Annotated in this window: 24 protein-coding genes and 1 tRNA gene; 8 read left to right on the top strand and 17 right to left on the bottom strand. The window is 46.6% G+C overall.

Features of this window, described 5'->3' with window-relative positions:
- Nucleotides 1-175 (bottom strand): transposase (locus L5M17_RS21690; RefSeq protein ID WP_263148818.1); only part of this gene is annotated, 175 nt, incomplete at its 3' end.
- Between the two features lie 161 nt (nucleotides 176-336).
- On the opposite strand from L5M17_RS21690, the gene L5M17_RS21685 reads away from it, so the two are divergent.
- Complete coding sequence (locus L5M17_RS21685; RefSeq protein ID WP_263149151.1) at nucleotides 337-1,071, top strand: tyrosine-type recombinase/integrase; 735 nt, start codon at nucleotides 337-339, stop codon at nucleotides 1,069-1,071.
- Nucleotides 1,072-1,163: 92 nt separating this feature from the next.
- Here L5M17_RS21685 and L5M17_RS21680 read toward each other — a convergent pair.
- Nucleotides 1,164-1,240: transfer RNA gene (locus L5M17_RS21680), tRNA-Trp, on the bottom strand.
- Nucleotides 1,241-1,621: 381 nt separating this feature from the next.
- Between L5M17_RS21680 and L5M17_RS21675 the strand changes: the two genes are divergently transcribed.
- A complete protein-coding gene (locus L5M17_RS21675; protein ID WP_263149149.1) occupies nucleotides 1,622-1,960 on the top strand; it encodes a PBPRA1643 family SWIM/SEC-C metal-binding motif protein in 339 nt (112 codons plus the stop codon).
- 106 nt (nucleotides 1,961-2,066) lie between these two features.
- Here the strand turns inward: L5M17_RS21675 and L5M17_RS21670 are convergent, their stop codons facing one another.
- From L5M17_RS21670 to L5M17_RS21655, 4 genes are read right to left on the bottom strand one after another with little or no spacing between them, the layout of a single operon-like run.
- On the bottom strand, nucleotides 2,067-3,011 hold the full coding sequence (locus L5M17_RS21670; RefSeq protein ID WP_263149148.1) for a hypothetical protein: 945 nt from the start codon (nucleotides 3,009-3,011) through the stop codon (nucleotides 2,067-2,069).
- Nucleotides 3,012-3,051: 40 nt separating this feature from the next.
- Nucleotides 3,052-3,210 (bottom strand): hypothetical protein, encoded by a 159-nt coding sequence (locus L5M17_RS21665; RefSeq protein ID WP_173243196.1) that lies wholly within the window; start codon nucleotides 3,208-3,210, stop codon nucleotides 3,052-3,054.
- Nucleotides 3,207-4,139: a 3'-5' exonuclease gene (locus L5M17_RS21660; protein WP_263149146.1), complete on the bottom strand. Its 933-nt coding sequence runs from the start codon at nucleotides 4,137-4,139 to the stop codon at nucleotides 3,207-3,209. The genes L5M17_RS21665 and L5M17_RS21660 overlap by 4 nt, the downstream gene beginning before the upstream one ends.
- 35 nt (nucleotides 4,140-4,174) lie before the next feature.
- A complete protein-coding gene (locus L5M17_RS21655) occupies nucleotides 4,175-5,107 on the bottom strand; it encodes a DUF808 domain-containing protein (protein ID WP_263149145.1) in 933 nt (310 codons plus the stop codon).
- A gap of 251 nt (nucleotides 5,108-5,358) precedes the next feature.
- Here L5M17_RS21655 and rpiA point away from each other — a divergent pair, with 251 nt between their 5' ends.
- Nucleotides 5,359-6,021 carry a ribose-5-phosphate isomerase RpiA gene (gene rpiA, locus L5M17_RS21650; RefSeq protein ID WP_028761507.1) on the top strand — a complete coding sequence of 221 codons (663 nt, stop codon included), beginning with the start codon at nucleotides 5,359-5,361 and terminating at the stop codon, nucleotides 6,019-6,021.
- Between the two features lie 182 nt (nucleotides 6,022-6,203).
- Here rpiA and L5M17_RS21645 read toward each other — a convergent pair whose 3' ends face one another.
- Entirely contained in the window at nucleotides 6,204-7,394 is a 1,191-nt protein-coding gene (locus L5M17_RS21645; RefSeq protein WP_011788387.1) for a class I SAM-dependent rRNA methyltransferase, read from the bottom strand.
- A gap of 280 nt (nucleotides 7,395-7,674) precedes the next feature.
- Nucleotides 7,675-8,865 carry an endonuclease/exonuclease/phosphatase family protein gene (locus L5M17_RS21640; protein WP_219251172.1) on the bottom strand — a complete coding sequence of 397 codons (1,191 nt, stop codon included), beginning with the start codon at nucleotides 8,863-8,865 and terminating at the stop codon, nucleotides 7,675-7,677.
- A 753-nt stretch (nucleotides 8,866-9,618) separates the two neighbouring features.
- Here L5M17_RS21640 and L5M17_RS21635 point away from each other — a divergent pair.
- From L5M17_RS21635 to L5M17_RS21620, 4 genes are all read left to right on the top strand, one after another.
- Nucleotides 9,619-10,326, top strand: coding sequence for a hypothetical protein (locus L5M17_RS21635; RefSeq protein WP_263149143.1), 708 nt, complete (start codon nucleotides 9,619-9,621; stop codon nucleotides 10,324-10,326).
- A gap of 19 nt (nucleotides 10,327-10,345) precedes the next feature.
- Entirely contained in the window at nucleotides 10,346-11,719 is a 1,374-nt protein-coding gene (gene mgtE, locus L5M17_RS21630) for a magnesium transporter (RefSeq protein ID WP_173243187.1), read from the top strand.
- 258 nt (nucleotides 11,720-11,977) lie between these two features.
- Nucleotides 11,978-13,066: a methyl-accepting chemotaxis protein gene (locus L5M17_RS21625; protein WP_173243184.1), complete on the top strand. Its 1,089-nt coding sequence runs from the start codon at nucleotides 11,978-11,980 to the stop codon at nucleotides 13,064-13,066.
- A 216-nt stretch (nucleotides 13,067-13,282) separates the two neighbouring features.
- Nucleotides 13,283-14,056: a substrate-binding periplasmic protein gene (locus L5M17_RS21620; RefSeq protein ID WP_198571775.1), complete on the top strand. Its 774-nt coding sequence runs from the start codon at nucleotides 13,283-13,285 to the stop codon at nucleotides 14,054-14,056.
- Nucleotides 14,057-14,122: 66 nt separating this feature from the next.
- Here L5M17_RS21620 and L5M17_RS21615 read toward each other — a convergent pair whose 3' ends face one another.
- From L5M17_RS21615 to L5M17_RS21580, 8 genes are all read right to left on the bottom strand, one after another.
- Nucleotides 14,123-14,854 carry an RluA family pseudouridine synthase gene (locus L5M17_RS21615; protein WP_263149141.1) on the bottom strand — a complete coding sequence of 244 codons (732 nt, stop codon included), beginning with the start codon at nucleotides 14,852-14,854 and terminating at the stop codon, nucleotides 14,123-14,125.
- A 120-nt stretch (nucleotides 14,855-14,974) separates the two neighbouring features.
- Complete coding sequence (carB, locus tag L5M17_RS21610; RefSeq protein ID WP_105251663.1) at nucleotides 14,975-18,199, bottom strand: carbamoyl-phosphate synthase large subunit; 3,225 nt, start codon at nucleotides 18,197-18,199, stop codon at nucleotides 14,975-14,977.
- Between the two features lie 27 nt (nucleotides 18,200-18,226).
- Nucleotides 18,227-19,387, bottom strand: coding sequence for a glutamine-hydrolyzing carbamoyl-phosphate synthase small subunit (carA, locus tag L5M17_RS21605; protein ID WP_263149140.1), 1,161 nt, complete (start codon nucleotides 19,385-19,387; stop codon nucleotides 18,227-18,229).
- Between the two features lie 168 nt (nucleotides 19,388-19,555).
- Nucleotides 19,556-20,368 carry a 4-hydroxy-tetrahydrodipicolinate reductase gene (gene dapB / locus L5M17_RS21600; protein ID WP_105251661.1) on the bottom strand — a complete coding sequence of 271 codons (813 nt, stop codon included), beginning with the start codon at nucleotides 20,366-20,368 and terminating at the stop codon, nucleotides 19,556-19,558.
- A gap of 71 nt (nucleotides 20,369-20,439) precedes the next feature.
- On the bottom strand, nucleotides 20,440-21,057 hold the full coding sequence (locus L5M17_RS21595) for an FKBP-type peptidyl-prolyl cis-trans isomerase (protein ID WP_006083907.1): 618 nt from the start codon (nucleotides 21,055-21,057) through the stop codon (nucleotides 20,440-20,442).
- 219 nt (nucleotides 21,058-21,276) lie between these two features.
- Entirely contained in the window at nucleotides 21,277-22,086 is an 810-nt protein-coding gene (locus tag L5M17_RS21590) for a M48 family metallopeptidase (protein ID WP_028759303.1), read from the bottom strand.
- A 149-nt stretch (nucleotides 22,087-22,235) separates the two neighbouring features.
- Complete coding sequence (locus L5M17_RS21585) at nucleotides 22,236-22,820, bottom strand: GNAT family N-acetyltransferase (RefSeq protein ID WP_263149138.1); 585 nt, start codon at nucleotides 22,818-22,820, stop codon at nucleotides 22,236-22,238.
- Between the two features lie 125 nt (nucleotides 22,821-22,945).
- The gene (locus L5M17_RS21580) at nucleotides 22,946-24,277 is read right to left on the bottom strand and encodes a DEAD/DEAH box helicase (RefSeq protein ID WP_263149137.1); all 1,332 of its coding nucleotides are present in this window, start codon (nucleotides 24,275-24,277) and stop codon (nucleotides 22,946-22,948) included.
- 574 nt (nucleotides 24,278-24,851) lie between these two features.
- On the opposite strand from L5M17_RS21580, the gene L5M17_RS21575 reads away from it, so the two are divergent.
- Nucleotides 24,852-25,130: a DNA polymerase III subunit epsilon gene (locus L5M17_RS21575; protein ID WP_173243176.1), complete on the top strand. Its 279-nt coding sequence runs from the start codon at nucleotides 24,852-24,854 to the stop codon at nucleotides 25,128-25,130.
- 391 nt (nucleotides 25,131-25,521) lie between these two features.
- Here L5M17_RS21575 and L5M17_RS21570 read toward each other — a convergent pair.
- On the bottom strand, nucleotides 25,522-25,759 hold a 238-nt coding region (locus tag L5M17_RS21570; RefSeq protein WP_263146819.1), incomplete at its 5' end, for an integrase core domain-containing protein.

Raw genomic sequence — 25,759 nt, 5'->3', positions numbered from 1 at the left:
TTGGTGTGCCACCCTGGCGTTCTAGTTTTAACTGTCTCACCCATTTATCCATAGTGGACTTACCAACGTTCATCGCCTTTGCAGCTTCGATGATGCTATGGTTTTTATCGAGGACTAATTGGGCTGCTTCAAGTTTGAATTCAGCACTAAATGTTTTTCTGGTTGTCGATCTCATGTGTTCACCTAAAGTCATCTACGAGGTAATAATATCACCTCTATTTAGGTGGCCAAAATTAGTGTGCCACTACAAAACGCATGGCTGACGAATACCAGGCATCTGCAACATTCAAAGAACTAGCACCTCGCTCGCAAAGGGATAGAGAACGAGAGCTAGCGATGTTTAATAAAGTCTTTGGCGAAATGGAACCAGACACAATTAAGCCACACCACATTCGTCGATACATGGATATTAGAGGGAACACAAGTCGTACTCAGGCAAATCACGAATTATCAGCATGTAGTGTTGTCTTCGGCTGGGGATACGAGCGTGGTCATTGCAAAGAAAACCCTGCTAAAGGCGTTAAGAAATTCAAGAATAAATCACGTGATCGGTACATCACTGACTATGAGTTTAACGCACTGCTTGAGTGCTGCGAACAGCGCCTAAAAATTGCTTGTGAGATCAGTTATCTATGTGCAGCGCGACAAGCCGATGTGCTATCACTAAAGTGGTCACAAGTGATGGATGAAGGGATTTTTATTCAGCAGGGTAAAACTGGCAAGAAACAGATCAAGGCTTGGTCGCCACGCTTGCATGAACTCATTAATGAAGCGAAAACATTACGCAAAGGTATTGCCAGCGTCTTTGTAATCAACAAAACAGGTGGAGGCAGGTTAACAGCAGATGGTCTGCGCAGCAGTTGGCGCAGAGCGATAGACAAACTAGCATTACAATATCCAGACATTGAACGAACGTTCACATTTCACGACATCAAAGCGAAAGGCATCTCTGACTTTGAGGGAAACATTCACGACAAGCAGCAATTTAGTGGGCATAAAACCGTTGGCCAAGTGAACGTTTATGACCGCAGAACTGAGATAGTGCCAACTATCGGCAGTATTAAGAAGTGAATCGTTATTCAAAAAGCTGATTAGACATTTCTAACAACTTTTCTAACAAAATAAAACGGCTCGCATATTTCTATGCAAGCCGTTGTTTTATTTGGCAGGGGTGGCAGGACTCGAACCCGCAACCATCGGTTTTGGAGACCGCTGTTCTACCAATTGGAACTACACCCCTGTTGACGTGGGGCATTATGCTAAAAGCACTTCCAAAGGTAAAGTACTTTTTATGGCAAAACTCATTAACTGAAGGTTTTTCAAACAAGTTAGGCTATTGCTGTTGATTTAACTGCCACTGAGATTAAAAAGCCATCGCATATTAGCTTAATGACGTAGTAGATACTTAGTTTAGAGCCCATAGGTTAATAGTAACTCGACTAAATGATCCCACAACAAATCAGTTTGATGACGTCGAATAAGTGTGCCGTTTCGGCCATTTTGAGGTTCTTAAGGGTTAAAGACGCGCATTTATCGAAAAAAGATCTGAGTTCGATTTATAAAATCGGCGTTTTATAGTATAAGCATCGTCAATTTCATACACAGCTCGACGGAACCACTCATGTCTGACAAATTTTTCTTCAAGGGTCGTAAAACCCCTAAGCCGAAGCACGAAAGCTATGGCTACAACACTAAGCGTGCCGCTAAACCGGGTACAGAAGCATTACCATTACAATTAATTGTTGCCGACGAAGCGCGTAAACTCGAAGTTGCCGCGATAGTTGCCGAACACCAACTGCTCGCCAATATCGAAGTCAATGCCGACGTCGCTGAAGATATTGTTGAATTAGAAGGTTTATTAAATAAGCCTAAGACCACGACTTTCGAGAAAAAACCGAATCGTAACGAGCCTTGCGTTTGTGGTAGCGGTCAAAAATTCAAGAAGTGCTGCGGCAAGTAAGCGCTTTCATCAGCGTGATATAGATAGGGACTTTTGCTGTAACGCTTTTGTGCGTCGGGAATCGCCCCTTTTCTCCCCTCTTTTTAATTTCTCTCCCCAAAGCCAATTAATCTTCCAACTTTGAGATAAAAATCCGCTGCAAATCGTTATTCCATAGCTGAATAATTTTGCGGGTCTTTTCTTTATTCCAAAAACATTTACCAAATAAAATCAAACCCGCACCTTCAAAGCAGCGTTTATCTTCTATTTCAAATTGCGCTAATAATGGTTGCTTTATCCCATCGATAGGAATGCCGATATCTTTGCTGTCGGCAGGATTAAGCCAACTCATCGTCGGGTCAGTGTGGGATATCGTGCCCCAATACATGTGGGGTTTATTGTCGCTTGGGTCCGCATCGGCAAAATTGACAAACAGGTTCTTCGCCCGCCAACGGTATTTTCGCTCAGCGTCTGTGTATACCCAGAGATCCGATTTTGCTAAATCTGTACCGCGCAATAAACTGTGGAGTAACTTTTCGAGCCCTTGGCTAGGCACTCGTTTTTCAGTGGTATGTTCAGCGGTGTTAACTTGGTAGCCTGTTTTCGACTCTTGTATTCGATCATCCACTGACGATGCAACAGACGCTTTCGATGGCTCAGGCATAGAGGACAATTTAGGCGTTGGCTCAGTCTTGCTGGTTAATACCTCTGCAGTCGAAACTTTGTTTGCAGGTGAATGGCGACGAGGTTTACGGCTAAAGTCGATCATTAAGGCATCGGCGTCCACCAGCTGTTGCTGCACTTCAATGGCATCTTGCTCCTCACGGGACTTTTGTGCCGAAGGTTTAAATTCAATACAATCGGCTTGGTGATATCGCGAGCCAAAACAAGCGGCTTTACCGTCTTTTGAGGCTTTACGGAAATATGCTTTACCACCGCAGGCGGGGCAAATTAACCATTGCCGCAAACGCTCGATATCCTCATCGGGTAATTGTTGAAACTTAAAAACACTATAAGTCGTTCTCGCAATTAAATGATCCTCTGTTTCGAGTTCACAAATAGCATCTAACATAGTGTTGTCCTTTATTTTCGACTGCTGGCAATACCGCTATCTATGCCCAAGCATTAATCCCAAAAGTGATAACACTTAACAGAAGCAAGATGCCAAGTACGCGATAAATCAAACCTAAAGTACTGGTGCCTTGCGAGCTCACATCCGAATGTAATGGCATGATTTTAACTTTTGCAGCATCTTGGGTTTTGTGTTTCATTCTGCATCCTTAAAATATTTCGCCAAGGGCACTATCAAACTTGAAGGAATGAATAATGCGGCTTTTGCGGCACTCGATGCATGATAAAAGGGTGTCAGTTGAGTGATTAACGCGTTGAAGCATTTGAGTGCGGCCAAGGCATCGGCTGCGGCATAATGAATTTGCGCACTGGATAAAGGCACGAGCTGCCAATTCGATAAGGTGACTTTTTTAGGTTTGTCGATACGTACACCCAAAAGCGCCGCAACTAATTGGCGCGTCCCCATTTCCTTCTCCGCTCCAAGTTGAGCCAGTGCCCAATTTAAATCTAATGTTGAGGCGACATTAATGCCCCATTGCCGCCTGAGAGCGTGTGCATCACTGCGTAAACCAACCCCGACTTTGAGTATGGTTTCATCTTCTAATAAGGCTTTTAACTGGGTGAATTGCTCACCCAAAATGGCATGCTGAAATAAATAACAGGTATCCACTGTCGCGATTTGAATAAGACTCAAGGGATGTTGCACGCCGCGCTCAAAGCTTGCACGGGTTTCAGTATCAAAACCTAAGACTTGCTCAGCCTGTAATAGTGCTAATACTGTATTAAACTCCGACGGATCAACTACCTCGATGCGGACATGTTGAAATTCAAAAGCTGCTAACGCTGCAAGTTCAATATCATCAATACGTGTAGTCAAAGCGATACGTTGCTGCAGCCACAAATATGCCCACTGACGCTGCGCTTGAAGTTGAGTTTTAGCTTTAATCGCATTTTCAGCCTCGGCCGATACCTGCTCACTTTTCAGCGGCTCGGTCAAGGCATTGAGGTTATCAAGATAAGCCGTGCCAGCAGCATCCATTGCCGCCATTAACCCATCGGCATCTTTGCCAAACTCTTTACGTAACCAAGCCAGCTTACTCGGGGAGACACAGTACTTCATTAACTTCATCGTGCTCATCCTTGATGGTTGATGCGCGCAGCTCGTTAACTACGCAATTTCTGTATTCCTGTCATCGCAATAAGTGCAACAGCGCCAGCAACGACACCAAATAAGCCATTAAGAATACTTGGCGTCAGCACAGCAAACACAGGTCCAACAACACCAATGGCAGCAACCGCTTGTTCAGCATGGTGGATTTGCTCGCCGACTAGGTGTAGGCCATGAGTTAAAATCCCACCGCCCACCATAAACATGGCTGCCGTGCCAATAATCGTTAAACTTTTCATTAATACGGGAGCTGTGCTCAATAAACCAAAACCTAATTTACGGTTCATTTGAGTTAATACAGAGGCGCCTTCACGTTGGCTCAAGTACAAACCCGCATCATCCATTTTCACAATTGCCGCCACTAAGCCATACACGCCTATGGTCATGACTATCCCAATGACAGCTAACGTAAAAAACTGTGTCGATAGGGATTTGTCCGCCACGATACCAAGGGTAATGGCAATAATTTCCGCCGATAACACAAAGTCGGTACGAATCGCCCCTTTGACTTTTTCGGCCTCGTAGGCGGCGAAATCTTTAATCTCAGGTAACTCATTCTCTACTTGGGTTTCGTGTTGTTGCTGGCCTTTTCTATGGCTATAACTGTGATGCAGTTTTTCAAACCCTTCGTAACATAAAAACAGTCCACCAAACATTAATAAAGGGGTGACAGCCCAGGGAATAAAAGCACTGATAAGCATTGCTGCTGGTACTAAAATCAACTTATTACGGAATGATCCCTTGGCCACCGCCCACACTACAGGTAATTCACGATCGGCGCTTACGCCCGTCACTTGCTGGGCATTGAGGGCTAAATCATCCCCCAATACACCCGCGGTTTTCTTTGCCGCCACTTTACTCATTACCGCTACGTCATCCAAAATCGATGCGATATCGTCGAGTAAGGTTAATAAACTCGCGCCTGCCATGCTAAATCCCTCTACAAATCATCTATAAACCATTCTGCTTTTGCCATAGTAGCTTAGTTAGATTAGTGGCGTATAGCGAAATGCTTTCCAACTTAACTGCTTAAGTTACTTACGTTATTGGGACTGCTTGCTAATGTGAAAATGCCAGCAATCTAGATCACACCCACGGTGGAATTGCGCCACATTATTTATCGGAAAAGAGTATACTAAGCCCAGAATTTTTTACTCATTTGCCGTTACAGGATGTCAACATGACTCAAGATGAAATGAAAAAAGCTGCCGGTTGGGCCGCACTTAAGTACGTTGAAAAAGACAGCATTGTTGGTGTTGGTACGGGTTCGACTGTGAATCACTTTATCGATGCACTGGCGACCATGAAAGCCGATATCGAAGGCGCAGTCTCTAGCTCTGAGGCATCAACTCAGAAAATGAAAGCGCTGGGTATTCCCGTTTATGACTTAAACAGTGTCGATCGTTTATCTGTCTATGTGGACGGAGCCGATGAAATCAACGACCGTATGGATATGATCAAAGGCGGCGGCGCGGCATTAACTCGCGAGAAAATTGTCGCGGCGGTGGCTGAAAAGTTTATCTGTATCGTGGATAACACTAAGCAAGTCGACATACTAGGCGAATTTCCACTACCCGTAGAAGTCATTCCGATGGCACGCTCTTATGTGGCGCGTCAACTCGTTAAACTTGGCGGCGATCCAGTGTACCGTGAAGGCGTTGTGACCGATAACGGCAACGTGATCCTCGATGTGTACAATCTTAAGATCCTTAATCCAAAAGAATTAGAAAGTCAGATCAATGAGATAGTCGGTGTAGTGACTAACGGTCTGTTTGCCAAACGCGGTGCGGATGTGTTACTCGTTGGCACCCCTGATGGCGTAAAAACCTTTACTGCCAAATAAGTTAAGCGTTTAAAGAATCCATCGCAGTCACAAGGCTGCTGATTGTAAAAATACGCTGTAAAAATGCCAGCCACTTTTTCAAAGGGCTGGCATTTTTTATGGTTCTTTTTATAGCTCTTTTTTATAGTTCAATGTTATCTGACTCAGCAGCCCATCGCAGACAGCTTATATCAAACGCTGGCTTACCAAGCTCTAGCAACTAGACCTTTTAAGTAGAATCCTTCTGGGAAGGCGCTACCGATAGGGTGATCGCTCGCTTGGCTTAAGCGTTCAATAAACTGGATTTCACGTTTCGCATCGAGCGCGGCATCGGCTACGATTTTTTGGAACAGATCCGCAGGCATTAATCCTGAGCAAGAGAAGGTCAATAACACGCCGCCCGGATTCAATAACTGCAATGCAATCATGTTGATGTCTTTATAACCACGGCAAGCCCCGTTTAACTGTGCCTTGTTATCGGCAAACTTAGGCGGGTCGAGCACAATCACATCAAAGGTTTTGCCTTCATCACGGTACTGGCGCAACAACTTGAACACATCGGCTTCGTTGTAATGCACATTGTCATCACTCAAACCGTTCACTTGCATATTGAGGCGCGCTGTCGCCAAGGCTAGAGAAGACACATCGACGTTTTCAATACTGGCAGCACCTGCTTTCGCAGCGTACAGACCAAAAGTCCCTGTGTAGCAAAAACAGTTCAATACCGATTTATCTTTGACAAAACGGGCGGCAATGGCGCGGTTATCACGTTGATCGAGATAGAAACCTGTCTTATGGCCTTTAATCACATCGACGGCGATCTTGATGCCGTTTTCTTCGATAATCACTGGCATTTCTGGCAGAGTGCCGTGCAGTAAACCCGTAACAGGCAGCAGGCCTTCTTTCTTACGGGAATCCACATCGGAACGCTCATAGATAGCACAATCTGGATATTGCTCAGCCAATAGCTCGACTAAGGTATCGCGCCATAAATCAGCACCTGTGCTCAGTAACTGGCACACCAACACATTGGCATATCTGTCGATGGTGATCCCAGGTAAACCATCGGACTCAGCAGCCACTAAACGGTAACCCGTTAAGCCTTGCTCGCGGATTAAATCGTTACGGCCGATTTGCGCCCGCTGTAAACGTCTAGCAAAAAACGCGCGATCAATTTCCTCTTCGCGATCGAAAGTCCAAATCCGCACTTGAATTTGCGACTCAGGCGACCAAGCACCACGACCTAACCAATGACCATCATGCGCGACCACATCGACTGTCTCACCCGCTTCAGGTTTTCCCTTAATGTTATGAATAGCATTGGAAAATACCCAAGGATGGCGACGCTCGAGTGACTTCTCGCGGCCGGGTTTAAGTTTGATTCTGATAGCCATAGTTGCCTTTAAAAATAGGGCCGCCACTAAAAAAGGGCTGCTGTCTAAAAATGGGAAACGGATGATATACCCAATGCCACCTAAGTGCGAGTACCGAACACGCCGCAGCGCTTATTTACCATCATCCACGGGTGGCCGATCATACCTTATTTTAACGGTTAATTCTGAATGATCTTCATGCGAAATGATGTTGGAATGGTTAATGAAACAACGCTAACAAAACCGTAAAGACAACTGACATGATTTGAAATAAGACGAATTAATCAGTGAACACGAGAACTTAGCTACGTAGCGCTAACTCAACAATGACGGGCGCATGGTCAGTACTGTAGGCGTCGCGTTCATATTCAGGTCTAACTAAGTGTCTATCGCAGGTCTGATAATCCACCACTTGCGCTAAACTGCGGCCATGGCTCGCATCAAACTCACTCGAAAGCAAAATATAATCCAGCACTGAACCTTTAGGGCCATAGTAATGGGTCGCCGCTCGGTGTTCCCTATGGTAAGCGGTATTGCCAGTCAAACTGTCCCTCAAGTTCGCTTCAATAAATAACTCATAGGCATCCTTAAGTTGATACTGAGCAAACACCGCCGCTAACGCCGCATCCGATAAATGCCCAAGGCCCGCGGCTTTAATGTCATTACTGTGGATACTCTCGCCCTGTATCATTAACGCATCTAAGGCGCCCATCGACAGACTGTCATTAAAGTCCCCCATCACGATAACGGGATGTTTAGATTCTTGCCTGCGTACCAATATGCCATTGAATAATAATGCTGCTTCTGCGCCGCGCTGCATGGTAGATGCCCAGCGGCCTAAGGCTTGCTCTGTGAGTAATTGGGTTTCTGAATGCAGTTTCATGCTCGCTGCGGGCGCTAAATTATCTAAACTAAGTGGCTGATGTCCGAGAGGTTGATGTTCAAATAGCTTAGGTTCAAGTGCTAATCCGGCGCGTTTTGACTTAAAGTGCACCACATAATAGTCACACTTGCCGATGTGTGGCACTTCAACGGTTGCGCGCAGCACCTTACGGCTAAAGGCAAATTCACTCGATAATCCCATGGCTGCCACTAAACGCGCATCAGGTTCGACACTGCTGATTTCCACTATGGGATACCGGGAGGCAAGCGCGACCACAGGGCTACGATAAATGTAATCACTGATAAGAGTTGGCTCATCAACGATCGCAAAATACCCTAGACCTTGCCCACTGGCGATTCGTTTGAGCGGTTCAGGGCTAAACACTTCTTGAAATCCCACAATATCGGGCTGGCGATGTGCGAGAAACTTACTCAACCACTGACACTTTTTCTGCCATTGCCCATGGCTATAGATATTTTCAAAATCATAGTAAGCCAAAGGCGGCTCAATAAAGTTAAACAGATTGATACTGGCGATCTTGATATTCGCGGTGCACTTATGATCGATAGGTGCAGCTATTGATTCCAACTCATCGATATTGTGTGCCACAGCTTAATCCCCCAAATCTGAATACAGCAAACTATCTTAATCTGAGTGAGCACAATGACTCACCGCAGGCACGACAAGGGTATACCCGAAGTGCACTAATGCCAAATCCCCCATTATGGATAAAGTGTTAACTCATCTCTGGCGACTCAAATACAGCTTACTGAGATAAGTCATACCGTTAAAAACCACAATTCAATATCAGAGTTAAATCCGACAACAAAAATCAACCGCTACCAGCCAAAAAACAAACAATCAAACAACAATGATTAGCACGCAAAACCACCAACACTCCCAACAAAATCACGCAAGCCCAAGAATAATCATAAAATTGACTTTTCCTTAAAGTATAAATTCAAACAAAAACATATGTAATAACATGTGCGGTTGACTTTACATTTCAGTCCCTTAGAATGTGGCGACTTTAATCATTGCGGAGACCCACTGTGGGCACACACATAAGCGACAGTAGATGCCCTGTCCAAAAGACAGGATTTAACGCCTAGCACTAGCCCGCAATATTTGCTGCTACCTGCTAAGCAGGGTAGTAGTGTGAACCATTCTTCACTCCGCCTCCCCCAAAATATCAATCACAGACAATAAGCCTGAGCCTATGGCTGCGCTTTAGCAATTCCAGCATTTTGCTGGGGTTCAGTTATGTGTATTTATTGCATCTCAAAGCAAGTTTTTTGCCTCAGTGGACTTCGTTTTCCCTATGGATTTACATCTATAGGTTTACATCTGAGGAGCCTAAATATGGCTTACATAAACAACACATCAATTTTGCGATCTTTATCCTGCGCAAGTATCAGCTTGTACTACAGCATGAGTGCAGCGGCATCCCATCTCGAAGTGGATGATCCCGCCCTCGCGGATCGCTGTGAATTAGAAATGGGCTGGCAACAACCTAGGTCGGATCATGCTCGCCCACAATTAAACGCGGCCACGACTTGCAGCCGCAATCAATGGGAATGGCATTTAGGATTAGCGTCCAATGCCAATGACGATATTCGTGAGGAGCAAGCTGAAGTCGGCATTAAGCTACCGCTCAACGTAAACTCCCACTCAGATCCAGAGCAGCAACAGGATGATTGGCACAGCGCACTGGTAATCAACTTGCAGAAAAACCTCGATGCCAGTAACGAATTAGCCACCGAAGTCTTCGGCATTTTTGGCAAAACCTTAGGCGATTCTGATGTCAGTCTCTATGCCAATGTAGGTTTTACCCATGAATTTAATCAATCAACCCAATTACTTGTGGGTATCGCGGCAGCGTATGAACTCAGTAGTCACCATCGCGTGATAGCCGAGATTTATCAAAAAGAATTGAGCGAGACTACCTATCAGTTCGCTTATCAACACTCGCCGCAACAACAGCTACAGCTGGAATTGAGCTTAGGCAATGCCCTTCGTGGCAACACGCTGCAACTTGGCGCAGACATCACCTTTTACTTTGGTCACTAGATCGTTGAGAGAATGAACTATGAACATGAATAACAGCACAAACAACACTAAAAAAATCATCCATAACCTGCAAATGATTATCGAGCAACGCAGTGCCAGCGCCATGGCTGAATTAGCCGAAAAACGCCACCCTGCCGATATTGCAGCCGTATTTAACGTCTTTAATCAAGCTCAACAAGTCTTATTATTGCAACTGGCCTCACCTAAGGTTTGCGCCAATTTGTTTCGCTACCTGACCGATGAATTGCAAGCCAGCTTAGTACAGCAATTAGATAAAACCACGCTATCTGCGCTACTGGTTCACATGGCTGCAGATGAACGTGCCGACCTCTATAATCTGCTCGATGAAACCCAGCAAGCGGCGATTTTACCTGCGCTAGCATTGGCCAAACGGGAAGATATGCGCACCCTCGCCGCCTATGATAAAGCTAAAGTCGGCGCGGTCATGACCTCGGATTACACATTACTGAATAGCCGCCATACTGCGGCAGAAGCAATTGATACTCTGCGTACTGAAGCTGCTGATAAAGAAACGATTTATCAAACCTATGTGGTGGATATGTTAGGCCGCTTAATAGGAACTGTATCTTTAAGGCAGTTATTACTGGCGCAGCCACACGAGCGAGTGGTCGACTTTATGAAACCCGATCCTGTCGCGCTCGATGCCAATGCCTTTCGCGAAGAAGCGGTGCAGATGATCGCCCATTACGACTTAATGGCGCTGCCAGTAGTCAATGGCAAAGGCCAGCTCGTCGGTATCGTCACCTATGATGATGCTATGGATATCGCCAGCTCACAGGCGGATCTTGAGTTCACAAAAACTGCGGCCATCGGCAATATTGACCATAACCTTAAAACTGCCAGCATAGGCTTACTTTACCGCAAGCGCGTAGTTTGGCTGGTAATCTTGGTTTTTGGTAATATTTTCTCGGGAGCGGGGATCGCCTTCTTCGAAGACACCATTGCCAGTTATGTCTCTTTAGTCTTCTTCCTACCTCTGCTGATCGATAGCGGCGGCAATGCGGGCTCACAATCGTCGACCTTAATGGTACGCGGCCTAGCCACAGGGGAAGTGGTTCTCAAGGATTGGTTATCTATGCTAGGGCGCGAGTTATTTGTCGCCGGATTATTAGGAGCCAGCATGGCAGCTGCAGTGTCCTTGCTAGGATTTTGGCGCGGCGGACCTGAAATCGCGCTGGTTGTGGCACTCACAATGCAAATTGTGGTGATTATTGGCAGCTTGATTGGTATGTCTCTGCCTTTCTTACTGAGCAAGTTAAAGATGGACCCTGCAGCCGCTAGTGCGCCACTCATCACCTCCATCGCCGACATCATAGGCGTGCTCGTGTATTTCAGCATAGCCACTGTGGTGCTCGACTTACCTATGCCATAAACCTAAGACCTCAAAGTGAACCAAGCTAAGTTAACCTTAGCGTGGTTCACTTATCATTCGATAGTGCTAACCCATTTATGACAAGGCATAAAAGCTTCAATAACCTTAAAAAAATTAAGAATAAAGCTTAAAGATCAGTTAATATTTCCATACCTGAATCGTTTTACTTTTTATTAACATTGCAGTATTTACCGCTGAGCCCAGTCACAGTAAGTCGATAAGCAATAGTGATAGTCCTAGCGACTTGAGAGGTTTTATATGTGGTTTAATTCCCAGCTCAAAGCTGAAAACCAGGCGCTTAAAGAGCGACTCATCCAACTAGAACGCCAACACCAAAATGAAATAGATGAACTGCGTGGCATGATCCGTGAAAATGAGACCATGCAGCAACAGTCGCGCCAAAATGCAGACCACTACACTGAAGTGATCGCCTGCCAAAACCAAGGCGGAGATATGCTTAATGCCGTGCGCGAAGGCTTAGCCAGCAGTGCCGAATTACTCTCTGCGGAAAAAGAATCACTGTCTGAACTCAATCAAGTTTTTGATCAAACCCGGGTGGCCATTGCCAATTTAGGCACTAGAGCGACTTATATTAATGATCAAGCATCGAACAGCATGAAAGCTGTCACAGAACTCGATGCTACGACCTCTTCAATCAATCAATTTGTCGCGGCAATTCAAGGAATTTCAGAACAAACAAACTTGCTGGCATTGAATGCCGCCATTGAAGCCGCCCGTGCAGGCGAAGCGGGACGAGGGTTTGCCGTGGTGGCCGATGAAGTGCGCCAACTTGCAAGCAAAGCCCATGAAGCCAGTAGCCATATTGAAAAGCTCGTGAAACAAATCGTCGCGCAAGCGGCTGAGATTAAAGAAATTGTTCATAATAATCAAAGTAGTGCAGTCGATGTAGCCACCTCATCAACCCAAATTGGCCAAGTCGTTGAAGATGTCCTGCAACGCTCAAAACAAATGCAGCACGTTATCCATAACGCAGCCACAGCGTCATTCTTGAATACCACTAAGCTCGACCACGCAGTCTGGAAAAGTAGCGTTTATCAATTAATTGAAAAACCACAGCATAACCACAATGTGAACTCACACACTGAGTGCCGCCTAGGGCAATGGTATTTCAAAGGATTTGGTGCCGAGAATTATCAGCATTTAAGTAACTTCAAAGCATTAGATGCACCACATAAAGCGGTACACGAGGCAGGAAAAGCGGCGCTCAATGCGAGACAAAAAGGTAATTTGCCTGAGATGGTCAAACAACTGCACTCAATGGAAGACGCCAGTATGCGTGTTGTACATTGCATTGATAACCTTATGCGAGATGTATATCGAGCGTGATATATAGGCACAGAAAGATAAGCTATCACCCATAAATAAGCCTACCTAAGAGCGCCATACAAGCGCTCTTTTTTTATCGTTCAAAACGGTATAGTAAATTTAATCTTAGAAAATGAACCCCTAGCTATACTTGATTTAAGCACAGCCTTCATCTTTAATCGTTTCAAGAGCAAGCAGTGAGACTCAATTATAACATTCTAATTTTTAGGGTTATTAATGAAATTAGTCACAAGTTTATTGTTATCACTCACCCTTAGCAGCGCAGTTTCTCTTCGCGCGCAGCCGCTCAACATCTATACCGAAGAATGGTCACCAATCAGCTTTTCTGTCGATGGCAAACCCGATGGTTTAGCTGTACAGGTAGTACAAGAAATTCAAAAGCGCATAAACAACCCAGATCCAATCAAGGTCGTACCTTGGGCTCGCGGCTGGAAAATGCTGACCGAGCAACCTAATACTGTGTTGTTTACTATGACGCGCACAGCAGAAAGGGAGCAAATGTTTACTATGATTGGGCCTGTTGCTGTCGGCACGACTAATTTTTATGCCTTAAAAAATAGCGGTATAAAAATAACCACTATAAATGATGCAAAGACGGCTAAGGCAATTGGTGTCTATCGTGCCTCGGTGGAAGAACGCCTATTGCTCGAACTGGGATTTACGAATGTTGCGGCCTCATCCGAGCCCTTATTGAGTGCCAAACAATTGATGAAGCAACGTGTCGATCTTTGGTGTAATGCCAATCTCACCGCGCCGAGTATTCTGTCGGATGCAGGCGCGAGCATTGATGATGTAGAGTCGCTCTTCACGATTAGTGCTAATCATCTTTACATTGCCTTCTCACAAGGCACGCCCAATGATGTGATCGAACAGTGGAAAAACAGCCTAGAAGCGATAAAAGCAGATGGCACCTTCGCAACGATTTACCGTACTTGGCTCCCCAACGATGCGCCGCCCATGCAAACCGAACGTATCGGGTTTAGCAACTAAACCCATTGCTCTAAATTCTAAGTGCTGAATGCTGAGAGCTAAACTCTATTGCTCTTTTAAAAGCGCTTAAAAAGGACACTCACAAACCCAGTCGATACGCTCACCCGTGATAGGATGATTAAACGCTAAGCGGGTCGCATGCAGCATTAATCTGCTGCTCGTCGTATTAGTGATATCAGCTTCATCTGCATCAGCCTTATCAGTCACGCCCTCACCCACGCCGCCGTAGAGATCGCACCCTAAAATTGAGTGACCCAATTGCTGACTGTGGATCCGCAGCTGATGAGTGCGACCAGAAACCGGAGTAAATTCGACCCGCGTGGCGAAAGGTTCGGTTAATCGTTCCAGCACCTGATATTCACTGATCGCAACTTTGCCTGTGCTATGGCAAATCTTCTGCAGTGGGAAATGGTCGCTATCTTTAGCGATCGGCAGATTAATCACCCCGCTGTCAGCGGCTAAATGCCCGTGCAGAAAGGCGGTATAACGCTTTTCAACCGTGCGCGCCTGAAACTGTTTTGTCAGCAAACCATTCACGCTTTTATTCAGCGCCACCAGCATGATACCGGAAGTGCCAAAATCGAGCCTGTGCAGCAAAGTGGCCGTCGGAAAATCCTGCACTAAACGATAATGCACCGAGTCGAGATTCAGCGGATTCTTTCCCGACAAACTCAATAATCCGCTCGGCTTATCAATCAGTAGAATATCGCTATCTTGATAGAGCACGCGTATTTGCCCGAGGCAAGGCGGCGCAATAAAAGTATCGACTTTGGCAAGGCTATTGGCTGGCGCAGGCATAGTTTTCTCAGGCAATCTAAGTAGAAGATAAAATGAACGAAGCGCTCAAAATTGACGAAATAATAAGGCCGCATAACCTAAATTATGCGGCCCTCTAATTAACAACATTAACGCTATAGCTTATTTAGCCAGTACGCGCAGATGCAGTTCTTGTACTGACGTCACGTTAGTACGGTCATCGGCGGCATGGGCCATACAAGTGGCGAATGCAGCATTCATGGTCGTCGTGTAGTTAACTTTGTAACGCAGTGCACCGCGGCGCAATTGACGAGAATCTTCAATCGCTTGGCGACCTTCGGTAGTGTTCACGATATAAGTGTATTCACCATTCTTGATGCGATCGAGAATGTGTGGACGCCCTTCGTGCACCTTGTTCACTAAACGTGGGTTGATACCCGCTTCGCCTAGGATAACCGCAGTACCATGAGTCGCATCGATTTGATAACCGAGCTCAATTAACTTAGCCGCTAAATCGGCAACGCGTTTCTTATCGCTGTTACGCACAGACAATAATGCACGACCCGACTTAGGCACCTCAGAAGTCGCACCTAACTGCGCCTTAGCATAGGCTTCGGCGAACGTATCGCCCACGCCCATGACTTCACCGGTAGAGCGCATTTCTGGGCCTAACAGTGGGTCAACACCTGGGAACTTGTTAAAGGGCAACACCACTTCTTTCACTGAGTAGAAAGGTGGGATCACTTCTTTAGTGAAGTTTTGCGACGTTAAGCTTTGACCCGCCATCACACGCGCGGCGATCTTAGCTAAAGGCACACCAGTCGCTTTGGACACAAATGGTACAGTACGGGCAGCACGTGGGTTAACTTCAATCATATAGATTTCGTTATCTTTCACGGCGAACTGTACGTTCATCAGACCGACAACACCGAGTTCCATCGCCAACTTACCGACTTGAACGCGCATGCGATCTTGGATTTCTTGGCTTAGCGTGTAGGGAGGCAGCGAACAACCTGAGTCACCTGAGTGAACACCCGCTTGTTCGATATGCTCCATAATCGCGCCAATCACCACGATTTCGCCGTCACATACTGCATCGATATCCACTTCAATCGCATCATCTAAGAAACGATCGAGCAGTACTGGCGATGCATTCGATACGCTCACGGCTTCGTTGAAGTAACGCAGCAAATCTTGCTTGTCGTAGACGATTTCCATCGCGCGGCCGCCCAGTACGTAGGATGGACGCACAACTAACGGATAACCGATACGCTCAGCGGCAATCACAGCACCTTCAACCGTAGTCACGGTATCGTTTTCAGGCTGCTTCATCTCTAAGCGTTGAATCGCTTGCTGGAAACGCTCACGGTCTTCGGCGCGGTCGATGGCATCTGGGCTAGTACCAATCACAGGTACGCCAGCGGCTTCTAAGGCACGGGCCAATTTCAATGGCGTTTGACCACCGTACTGCACGATAACGCCCTTTGGCTTCTCGATACGGACGATTTCTAATACGTCTTCCAGTGTGACGGGTTCGAAGTACAAACGGTCTGAAGTGTCGTAGTCGGTTGAAACGGTTTCAGGGTTACAGTTCACCATGATGGTTTCATAACCGTCTTCACGTAGCGCTAACGCCGCGTGCACACAGCAATAATCGAACTCAATACCTTGACCGATACGGTTTGGCCCGCCACCTAACACCATGATTTTGTCACGGGTCGATGGGTTAGCTTCACATTCTTCTTCATACGTTGAGTACATGTAAGCCGTGTCTGTTGCAAACTCGGCCGCACAGGTATCCACACGCTTATAGACTGGGTGCAGGTCGAACTTATCACGCAGCTTACGCACTTCGGCTTCGTTCACGCCTAATACATCGGCCAGACGCGCATCGGCAAAGCCTTTACGTTTAAGCTTACGCAGTAAGTCGATATCCAAACCCGCCAGACCCGCTTCAGCGACAACGCCTTCGAGCTGAACCAGCTCTTCGATTTGCACTAGGAACCAAGGGTCGATATTGGTCAGTTTAAAGATTTCATCTAAGCTCAGCCCCGCACGCATCGCATCGGCTATGTACCAAATACGGTCGCAACCAGGCTCTTTCAGCTCGTGGCGGATTCGCGACATCGCCTCAGGTTTAGACATATCTGTGACAGGATCTAGACCGTTACGGCTAACCTCTAAACCACGTAAGGCTTTTTGCAGTGACTCTTGGAAAGTACGGCCAATCGCCATCACTTCACCCACAGACTTCATCTGTGTGGTTAAGCGGTCATTCGCGCCGGCAAACTTTTCAAAGTTAAAGCGTGGCACTTTAGTCACAACGTAATCGATAGCAGGCTCGAATGATGCTGGCGTACGACCGCCAGTAATGTCGTTCATCAGCTCATCAAGGGTGAAACCAACTGCTAACTTAGCGGCGATTTTCGCAATCGGGAAACCCGTTGCTTTTGATGCTAATGCTGAAGAGCGCGATACCCGTGGGTTCATCTCGATGATAACCATACGGCCATCTTTCGGGTTAATACCAAACTGTACGTTCGAACCGCCGGTCTCAACACCAATCTCACGCAGTACGGCCATAGAGGCGTTACGCATGATTTGGTATTCTTTATCAGTCAGGGTTTGCGCGGGTGCAACTGTAATAGAGTCGCCCGTGTGCACGCCCATAGGATCGAAGTTTTCGATGGCGCAGACGATAATGCAGTTATCATTGCGATCGCGGACCACTTCCATCTCGTATTCTTTCCAACCGATCAGTGATTCGTCGATCAGCAGTTCACTCGTTGGCGATAACTCTAAGCCCTGTGAACAAATCTCTTCGAACTCTTCCCTGTTGTAAGCGATACCGCCGCCTGAGCCACCCATAGTAAAGGATGGGCGGATAATGCAAGGGAAACCCACTTGATCAAGTACGCCATAAGCTTCGTCCATATTGTGGGCAATGCCCGCGCGTGGACAATCAAGACCAATACTTTTCATCGCTTTATCAAAGCGGCTACGGTCTTCAGCTTTATCGATAGCATCGGCAGTCGCGCCAATCATCTCGACGTTAAACTCTTTCAGTACGCCTTTGGCTTCAAGTTCTAATGCGCAGTTCAGTGCGGTTTGGCCGCCCATGGTTGGCAGAATCGCATCTGGGCGTTCTTTAGCAATAATGTTACGGACCACTTCCCAGTGAATCGGCTCGATATAAGTGGCATCGGCCATTTCTGGATCAGTCATAATGGTGGCAGGGTTAGAGTTCACCAGAATGACACGGTAGCCTTCTTCACGCAGCGCTTTACACGCTTGTGCGCCAGAATAGTCAAATTCACATGCCTGACCAATCACGATTGGGCCGGCGCCTAGGATAAGAATACTCTTTATATCTGTACGTTTTGGCATTGCTTCTCTCTTCTCCTAGCTAGCGTACTACTTGGCGTTCTGACGGTATATGTCGATTAGCTCGATAAAGTGATCGAACAGCGGGGCGGCATCGTTCGGGCCAGGGCTCGCTTCAGGGTGACCTTGGAAGCTGAACGCGGGCTTGTCCGTGAGATGGATACCTTGGAGTGAACCATCAAACAGCGACTTATGCGTCACCTTAATGTTGGCGGGTAAGGTCGTTTCATCGGCAGCAAAACCGTGGTTTTGGCTGGTGATCATCACGTTACCTTTCTCGATATTGCTCACTGGGTGGTTTGCACCGTGGTGACCAAACTTCATCTTCAAGGTTTTTGCACCTGAGGCCAGCGCGAGTAGCTGATGACCTAAACAAATACCGAAAATCGGCGTGTCGGTTTTCAGAATTTGTTGAATCGCTTCAATCGCGTAATCGCATGGCTCTGGATCGCCAGGGCCGTTCGAAAGGAACACACCATCGGGATTCATCGCTAACACTTCGGTGGCCGAAGTTTTAGCTGGCACAACTGTGACGTCGCAACCGCGGTCCACTAACATACGCAGAATGTTTTGCTTAACGCCGTAGTCGTAGGCTACTACTTTGTATTTAAGCTCATTTGCTGGCGTATCTTCTGGTAAGCCGCCCACTAAACGCCAGCTACCTTTACGCCATGGATAGGCAGTTTTAGTCGTGACTTCTTTAGCGAGATCCATGCCTTTTAAACCGGGGAAAGCTTTGGCAGCGGCGAGCGCTTTTGTTTCGTCTAACTCTGCACCTGCCATAATACAACCGGCTTGAGCACCTTTTTCACGGAGAATACGAGTTAACTTGCGGGTATCGATATCTGCTATGCCAACGACATTGTTCGCTTTGAGATAATCACTTAAGCTTTGTTGATTACGGAAACTACTTGCGATGAGCGGAAGATCACGAATGATAAGACCACAAGCGTGAACCCCATCGGATTCAATATCTTCATCATTGGTACCAGTGTTGCCTATGTGTGGGTAGGTTAATGTAACAATCTGGCGTGAGTAGGATGGATCAGTTAAAATTTCTTGGTATCCTGTCATGGAAGTGTTAAAAACAACTTCACCAACAGAGAGACCATCGGCACCAATTGCTGTGCCAGAGAATACAGTTCCATCTTCGAGTACGAGTAAGGCAGACTTTGTCAACGCGACCTCCATAAAGAGCCAAGCCACTGAAATATAATGTTTTTATGTTATGTTAAGATACCAATTTCCGCTAATTTACGAAATTTTGACAAATTCCAGCGAGTTTACAGTAAAAACGCGAAACCGTCCACCCACTGGTAACTGGGTGCAAAAAAAAACGCCATATCGGCGTTTTTAATATTAATGCAAACCTAAAACCTGCTGCATATCATACAAGCCCGGCTTTTGCTCCACGAGCCAGTGAGCGGCACGCATAGCACCATTAGCAAAGGTCATACGACTCGAAGCTTTATGGGTGATCTCTAAACGCTCACCGATATCGGCAAACATGGCCGTGTGTTCACCAACGAGATCACCAGCACGAATAGTCGCAAAACCGATAGTTTCACGGTCACGTTCACCCGTGATCCCTTCACGGCCATATACGGCACATTTTTCAAGATCGCGACCTAAGGTCTTAGCAATCACTTCACCCATTTTCAGGGCTGTACCCGACGGCGCATCTTTTTTGTGTCTGTGGTGGCCTTCGATAATTTCGATATCCGTGTAATCACCCATGACTTCGGCAGCCAGTTCGAGTAATTTCCACATCAAATTGACACCCACAGACATATTCGGCGCCATCACGACCGGCGTTTGCTCGGCAAAGGCATTGATCTGTTCTTTTTGAGCATGATTGAAACCCGTTGTGCCAATCACCATGGCTTTCTTATGGCGAACACACCAATCTAAATGGACAATACTGGCGTCTGGCGCAGTGAAATCGATCAACACATCAAAATCATCGGTCGCATAATCGAGCGAATCCATAATCATGACGTTTAATTTACCCACACCAGCTAACTCACCCGCATCCACACCCACTAAACTTGAGCCTGCACGCTCAATGGCGGCACCCAGTAAAATATGGTCGTGATTGTAGGCAGCTTCAATAAGAGTGCGTCCCATACGACCACCGGCACCGACGATTGCCACTCTCACTTGTCCACTCATTTCAATCTCCTCAACCTTTCTTTGTATTCCATAAGAAAACGCCTAAGACAGGCTTAGGCGTTTTTTCAATATTAGATGATATCTAATAATTCAACTTCGAATACCAAAGTTGAATAAGGAGGAATCGATGCCCCCGCGCCGCGCTCACCGTAAGCTAAGTGATGTGGCACAAATAATTTCAACTTAGTGCCTACTGGCATCAGTTGCAGTGCTTCAGTCCAGCCAGCGATAACGCCAGAAACTGGAAACTCAGCAGGTTGGCCACGAACTACAGAGCTGTCGAACACATCACCATTGATGAAAGAACCATGGTAGTGAGTACGAACAGTATCTTCGTAAGTTGGAGTAGCACCGTCACCTTGGACTAATACTTCGAACTGCAGACCAGAGTCAGTCACAGTCACGCCATCACGCTTAGCATTTTCAGCTAAGAAGGCATCGCCTTCAGCAGACGCAGCAGCAGCAGCTTGCTCTTGAGCAGCTTGAATACGACCGCTAATTTCAGTGAAAGCAACTTGCAGATCTTGCATAGACACAGCACTTTCTAAACCGGCAAACGCATCGGCTAAACCCGCTTGAACGGCTGGAATATCCACGCCATCAAAAGAATTGGCGGCCAGTTGCTCACCCATTTGACGGCCTACACCGTAGCTTGCTTGCTGTTCAACAGTACTGAATTTATCAGACATAATTAACGACTCTCAATTATCAGTGGAATTTTGCGCGCCAGTTTACCATAGTTCAGCGAGCTATGCTGATAAACTGACTGCTTATTTAACTAAGGAGGCTTTTTTACACACTTACTGCGTATTTATCCAAAAGCATAAATAGGTTAAGGACACATATCTCTGCGCAAACGACAGCGAACACTCACCAAACGGGCACTTAGATCTTAAATAGACTTCAGCTTATTTCGGCGCCACACATTGATTCTTCACCTGCGCTTTAGCACTGGCATAAAGTGGCTGCATCTGTGCTTGCAATTGTTGTAGCTGAGCAATGCGATTACTGTTCGATGGATGGGTCGATAATAACTCCGGCCCTTGGCTACCGCCCACCTTCGACATATTCTGCCATAACTCAACACTCTGAGCCGGATTGAAACCCGCTCGAGCCATTAGCTCTACGCCCATAATATCGGCTTCGCTCTCTTGTGCGCGGCCAAAGGGCAGAATAACCCCTACCTGAGCACCGAGTCCCAATGCCGACATATATAAGTCGCGATTCGACACACCACTCGCCCCTAGCGCTGCATCGGCAATCTGCATTCCAACGCCCGTTAACTGTCCACGGGAAACCTGCTCATTACCGTGCTGCGCCAACACATGCGCGACTTCGTGACCGAGCACAGTAGCAAGCTGATCAGGTCCCTTAGCGACCTTAAGCAATCCGGTATAAACCCCAATATGCCCACCCGGCAGAGCAAAAGCGTTAACTTGTTCTGAGTCAAACAAAACCACATCCCAGCGTTGGGTTTGGTCCGGCAGCACTGCAGTAATACGATTAGCGACACAATTGACGTATTGCGTCAGCTTTTTATCACTACTCACTTTTTGCTGTTTTTTCATTTCCTCGAAGGAGGAATCGCCCATCTGCTGCATTTGCGCCGCTGAATACAACAAGGTCTGCCCTCGCCCCGTTGGCGATTGCGTGGTCGCACAGGCCGATAATCCGAGCGCGACCGCCATACCCACTAAGCCTAAACGCATTGATTTCATGTGGCACTCCTTAAATCCCATGACGGGCGTGAAGATCTTTGAGCCAACACGGGCTCAACTAATGAAGAGATTTTACTGAGATAGGGTCGATAAGCCAAATAGAGAAACACTAGCGGCGTGCGTTAGCGATACTTTGCACCTAAAGGGAATTAATACTCCTCCTTTAACAAGGCATAAAGGAACTCATCGCCCCACGCGCCTTTAAAGAAGATGTTTTTCACATAATGGGCTTCGCACCTAAAGCGGAGTTTTTCGAGTAAGCGACAGCAGGCAAGATTTTGTGCATCGGTGATAGCAATGACTCTATGCTGATGCAATTCAATAAAGAGGTAATCCAGCAATGCGCTGACGGCCTCAAAAGCAACATGTTTACCTTGATGTTCAGGCGCAATCGTAAAGCCAATTTCCACCTGCTGCTCATCAATAAAGTGCAGCGCCAGATCGCCAACTAATTGGGTTGGTGTAGTTCCCGACGCGCCAGTAACAATCGCAAGCTGAAACCAAGTATCAACCGCACCAAATTGTGCATAATCCAGCTTCTCGAACAACGCGAGTGCATCGCTATAGCTGTAATCCGTCCAGCTTTGATATTTAGCGACCTTAGGGTCGGCTCGATAGGCGGTAAAAGCCTCAAGATCCGCTCGCTGGAATGGCCTAAGTACAAAGTGCTCGGTCGTTAAACCGTTATTCACCACTTTATGAAGTGCTTTGCTTAACGCTAATGTCGATCCCATGACTTAGCTCCTAATGTAAATAAGTCACTAAGTTACACCTAGAGCGAAAGTGATAACAGCGGCCAATGCGCATTATTCTGTTATCTGTTTAGTGATTGAGGCACGCCAAGCTTGAACGCTTAAACTCAGCGCTTACCTTTAAACTCTTTAGCGCTGTGCTTATTGATGCTACGGCGATTCGCCTGTTTATCACGCGGTGGTCGCTTACGCTCAACTTTACCCTCAGTGGCGCCATCAGTGATTTTTTCACTCGGCTTATCCGTTACCGGAAAGTCAGCCAATAATGCCAGCGGTAACTCCCGCGCAGTTAAACTGCGGATCGCCGTTAAAGTTGCCATTTCACCGTGGCACACGAGGGAAATCGCCAGCCCTTTTTCGCCAGCGCGCGCGGTGCGGCCAATACGGTGCACGTACACAGGCGCACTCATGGGCAAATCCAAATTAATGACCACAGGCAAAGCATCAACATGAATGCCGCGCGCCATCAAATCTGTCGCCACTAATACTTGGATCCGATTGGCTTTAAAGTCGGCCAAGGTTTGGCTGCGAACGGTTTGCTCTTTTTCACCGTGCAGCGCGGCGACTTTCATTCCCGCTTTGGCGAGCCGTTTAGCGACGGCATCGGCATCATCGCGGGCGCTGATAAACACCAACACCTGCGGCCATTGATATTGTTTTAACAGCGCAATCAATGCTTGTGCTTTGCTGCCCTTGTTGACTAAATAGAGCTGCTCTTCGATTTCACCAGCCACTGAATTCACCTTGTGGGCTTCGACCCGCAGCGGCTCATTCGCCAGTAGCTTGCCCGCCAATGTATCCAAAGCCTCGGGCAAGGTGGCAGAAAACAACAAGGTTTGCTTAAGCTTAGGCATAAATGCCATCAGCTTTTGCACATCAGGCCAAAACCCCATTTCTAACAGGCGGTCAGCCTCATCCAACACGAGATGCTTTGTCGAATCGAGGCTGACGTGGGCCTGTTTGCATAAGTCCAGTAAACGTCCAGGGGTTGCCACTAACACCTGCGGCTTGGCAGTGAGTTCTACTAATTGATCTTCCAAGGCGACGCCGCCACACAGAAGCTGAATGTTCAACGAAGTCGATAACTGACTTGCCACTGTTTGCAGCGCCTCAGTCACTTGCAGTGCTAATTCCCGTGTAGGCACCAGCACTAACGCCAGTGCATTTGGAGGCTGTACAGACTTAGCGCCCTGCAACTGTGTTTGCTGTTGCAACAAAATTTGTTGTAGGAGTGGCAAACCAAAGGCTAAGGTTTTTCCGCTACCGGTTTGTGCTAAGGCTAACAAATCCCGTCCTGCAAGAATGGCCGGAATCGTGAGTTGCTGCACCTTTGTCGGATGTTTAAGACTTGCAGGCAAGGCCTTAAGTAACGCCGAATTTAAGCCAAGCTCAGCAAAAGTTAACGACTCAGGGTAAGAAGAAAGCTCGGGAAAGGTCATCACAGCACCGGATCAAAACATGGGAGCGAAAGTTTACTGAGAGTTGCCTTTGAATACCAATGTTGTTTCGGCTTTTACGCAAGCCTTGGCACAGTTCGCAACGGTACTGCTTGCAACGATACAGTTACGGCATTTGCCTTACGCCGCTAAGAAAGCCTAAGTTTTAAACTTCGTTTGAATTTCTAAACCGAATATCAAATCAAAATCGACATCAAGGTCGTGGGCTTCACCCCCTGATGTTAAATCAAGAGTCGACCAAGAGGGGCTCAACTGTAATCCCCTCTTGGATCTCCCTTGCGGACAAGGTCCATGTCTAACGGCCAGTTCGCAGGAATAGGTGAATTCCTGTCGCTTCGGTGTTCGTGGTGTATCTTAAAAGTGACTCTAGCCGCATCTTTCTTATGTGCGCAAAGTTAACGCAGGTGATGGAATGGTAGATTTTAATCCCACAGCTTTCGTGAGCGCTTATGGTAGAATCCCGCCCAATCAGCTTTATGAATGTGCAACACAACTCATTTGTTTAACTGAACGTAGTGGAACACTACCGTGATTAACTAAATGAGGAGAACAGATTATGAGTAAGTTAAATGCCGAAGAACGTAAAGCCCGCGATAACGCCCGTTTTTCACAACGTGTCGATGAACGCCGCACAAAAGGTGAAGACGTCGTCGCCTACGTGCTAGGCAACAAGCTCGCGTTTAAGTTTCTAACTAAACCAGAGAGACACGAATTTAAACAAAGAGAAGCCGCACTTGAAGAAGAAGCCAAGCTTAAAAAGCAGCAAGCGTTTCAGCTTAAAACCGAGCAAGAGTTAGAGAAAGCCGAAGCCGCATTTACTGATACAGAAGAGTAACCTCTCAAAAGAGCCATTGATCATCATTGATGGCTCACGCATACCCCATTTCCAAACTTCGTTTGGATTTTTAAATCCAAATCAACGTCGTGGGACTTCTCCCTGATTTTTTATTAAGAAATCGACCAAGGAGGACTGCTCATTATATCTTTCTTGGATCTCACTTGCCAAACAACGTTCATGTCTAACAGACATGTTCGCCATTGTATTGTGAATTACTGATTCAGATCAATAATGTTCAATAACACCGTTGCATCTCATGTCTTTAAATCCATTCCTTTGCTACATTCTGTTGTAAAGCGTTAAGTCGCTGTCTCATTATTTTTAGGAGGAAGTGTGGTGAGATTATTTTTGTTACTCATTGTATTAAGTCAATTACCAATTGTAGTGGTCAAGTAAAATTGGCCACGGTTTTAGAGTCATTCCAATATAAACGTTCTGACTCATTTGGCGTTAACCCACCATTATATTGATGGGGTCTGGTCTCACTGTAGTATCCAGTGATGTAATTTGTGATCTCTTTATCTGCTTCTGTAAAATTCCCATAACCACTAGCGGGTATCCACTCAGATTTCAAACTTCTAAAGAAACGCTCCATTGGTGCGTTATCCCAACAATTCCCGCGGCGA

This window comes from Shewanella sp. SW24 (assembly GCF_025653395.1).
Classification (GTDB): domain Bacteria; phylum Pseudomonadota; class Gammaproteobacteria; order Enterobacterales; family Shewanellaceae; genus Shewanella; species Shewanella oncorhynchi.
The sequence above is the reverse complement of the archived record's forward strand: the minus strand, read 5'-3'. Positions and strand labels throughout refer to the sequence as shown.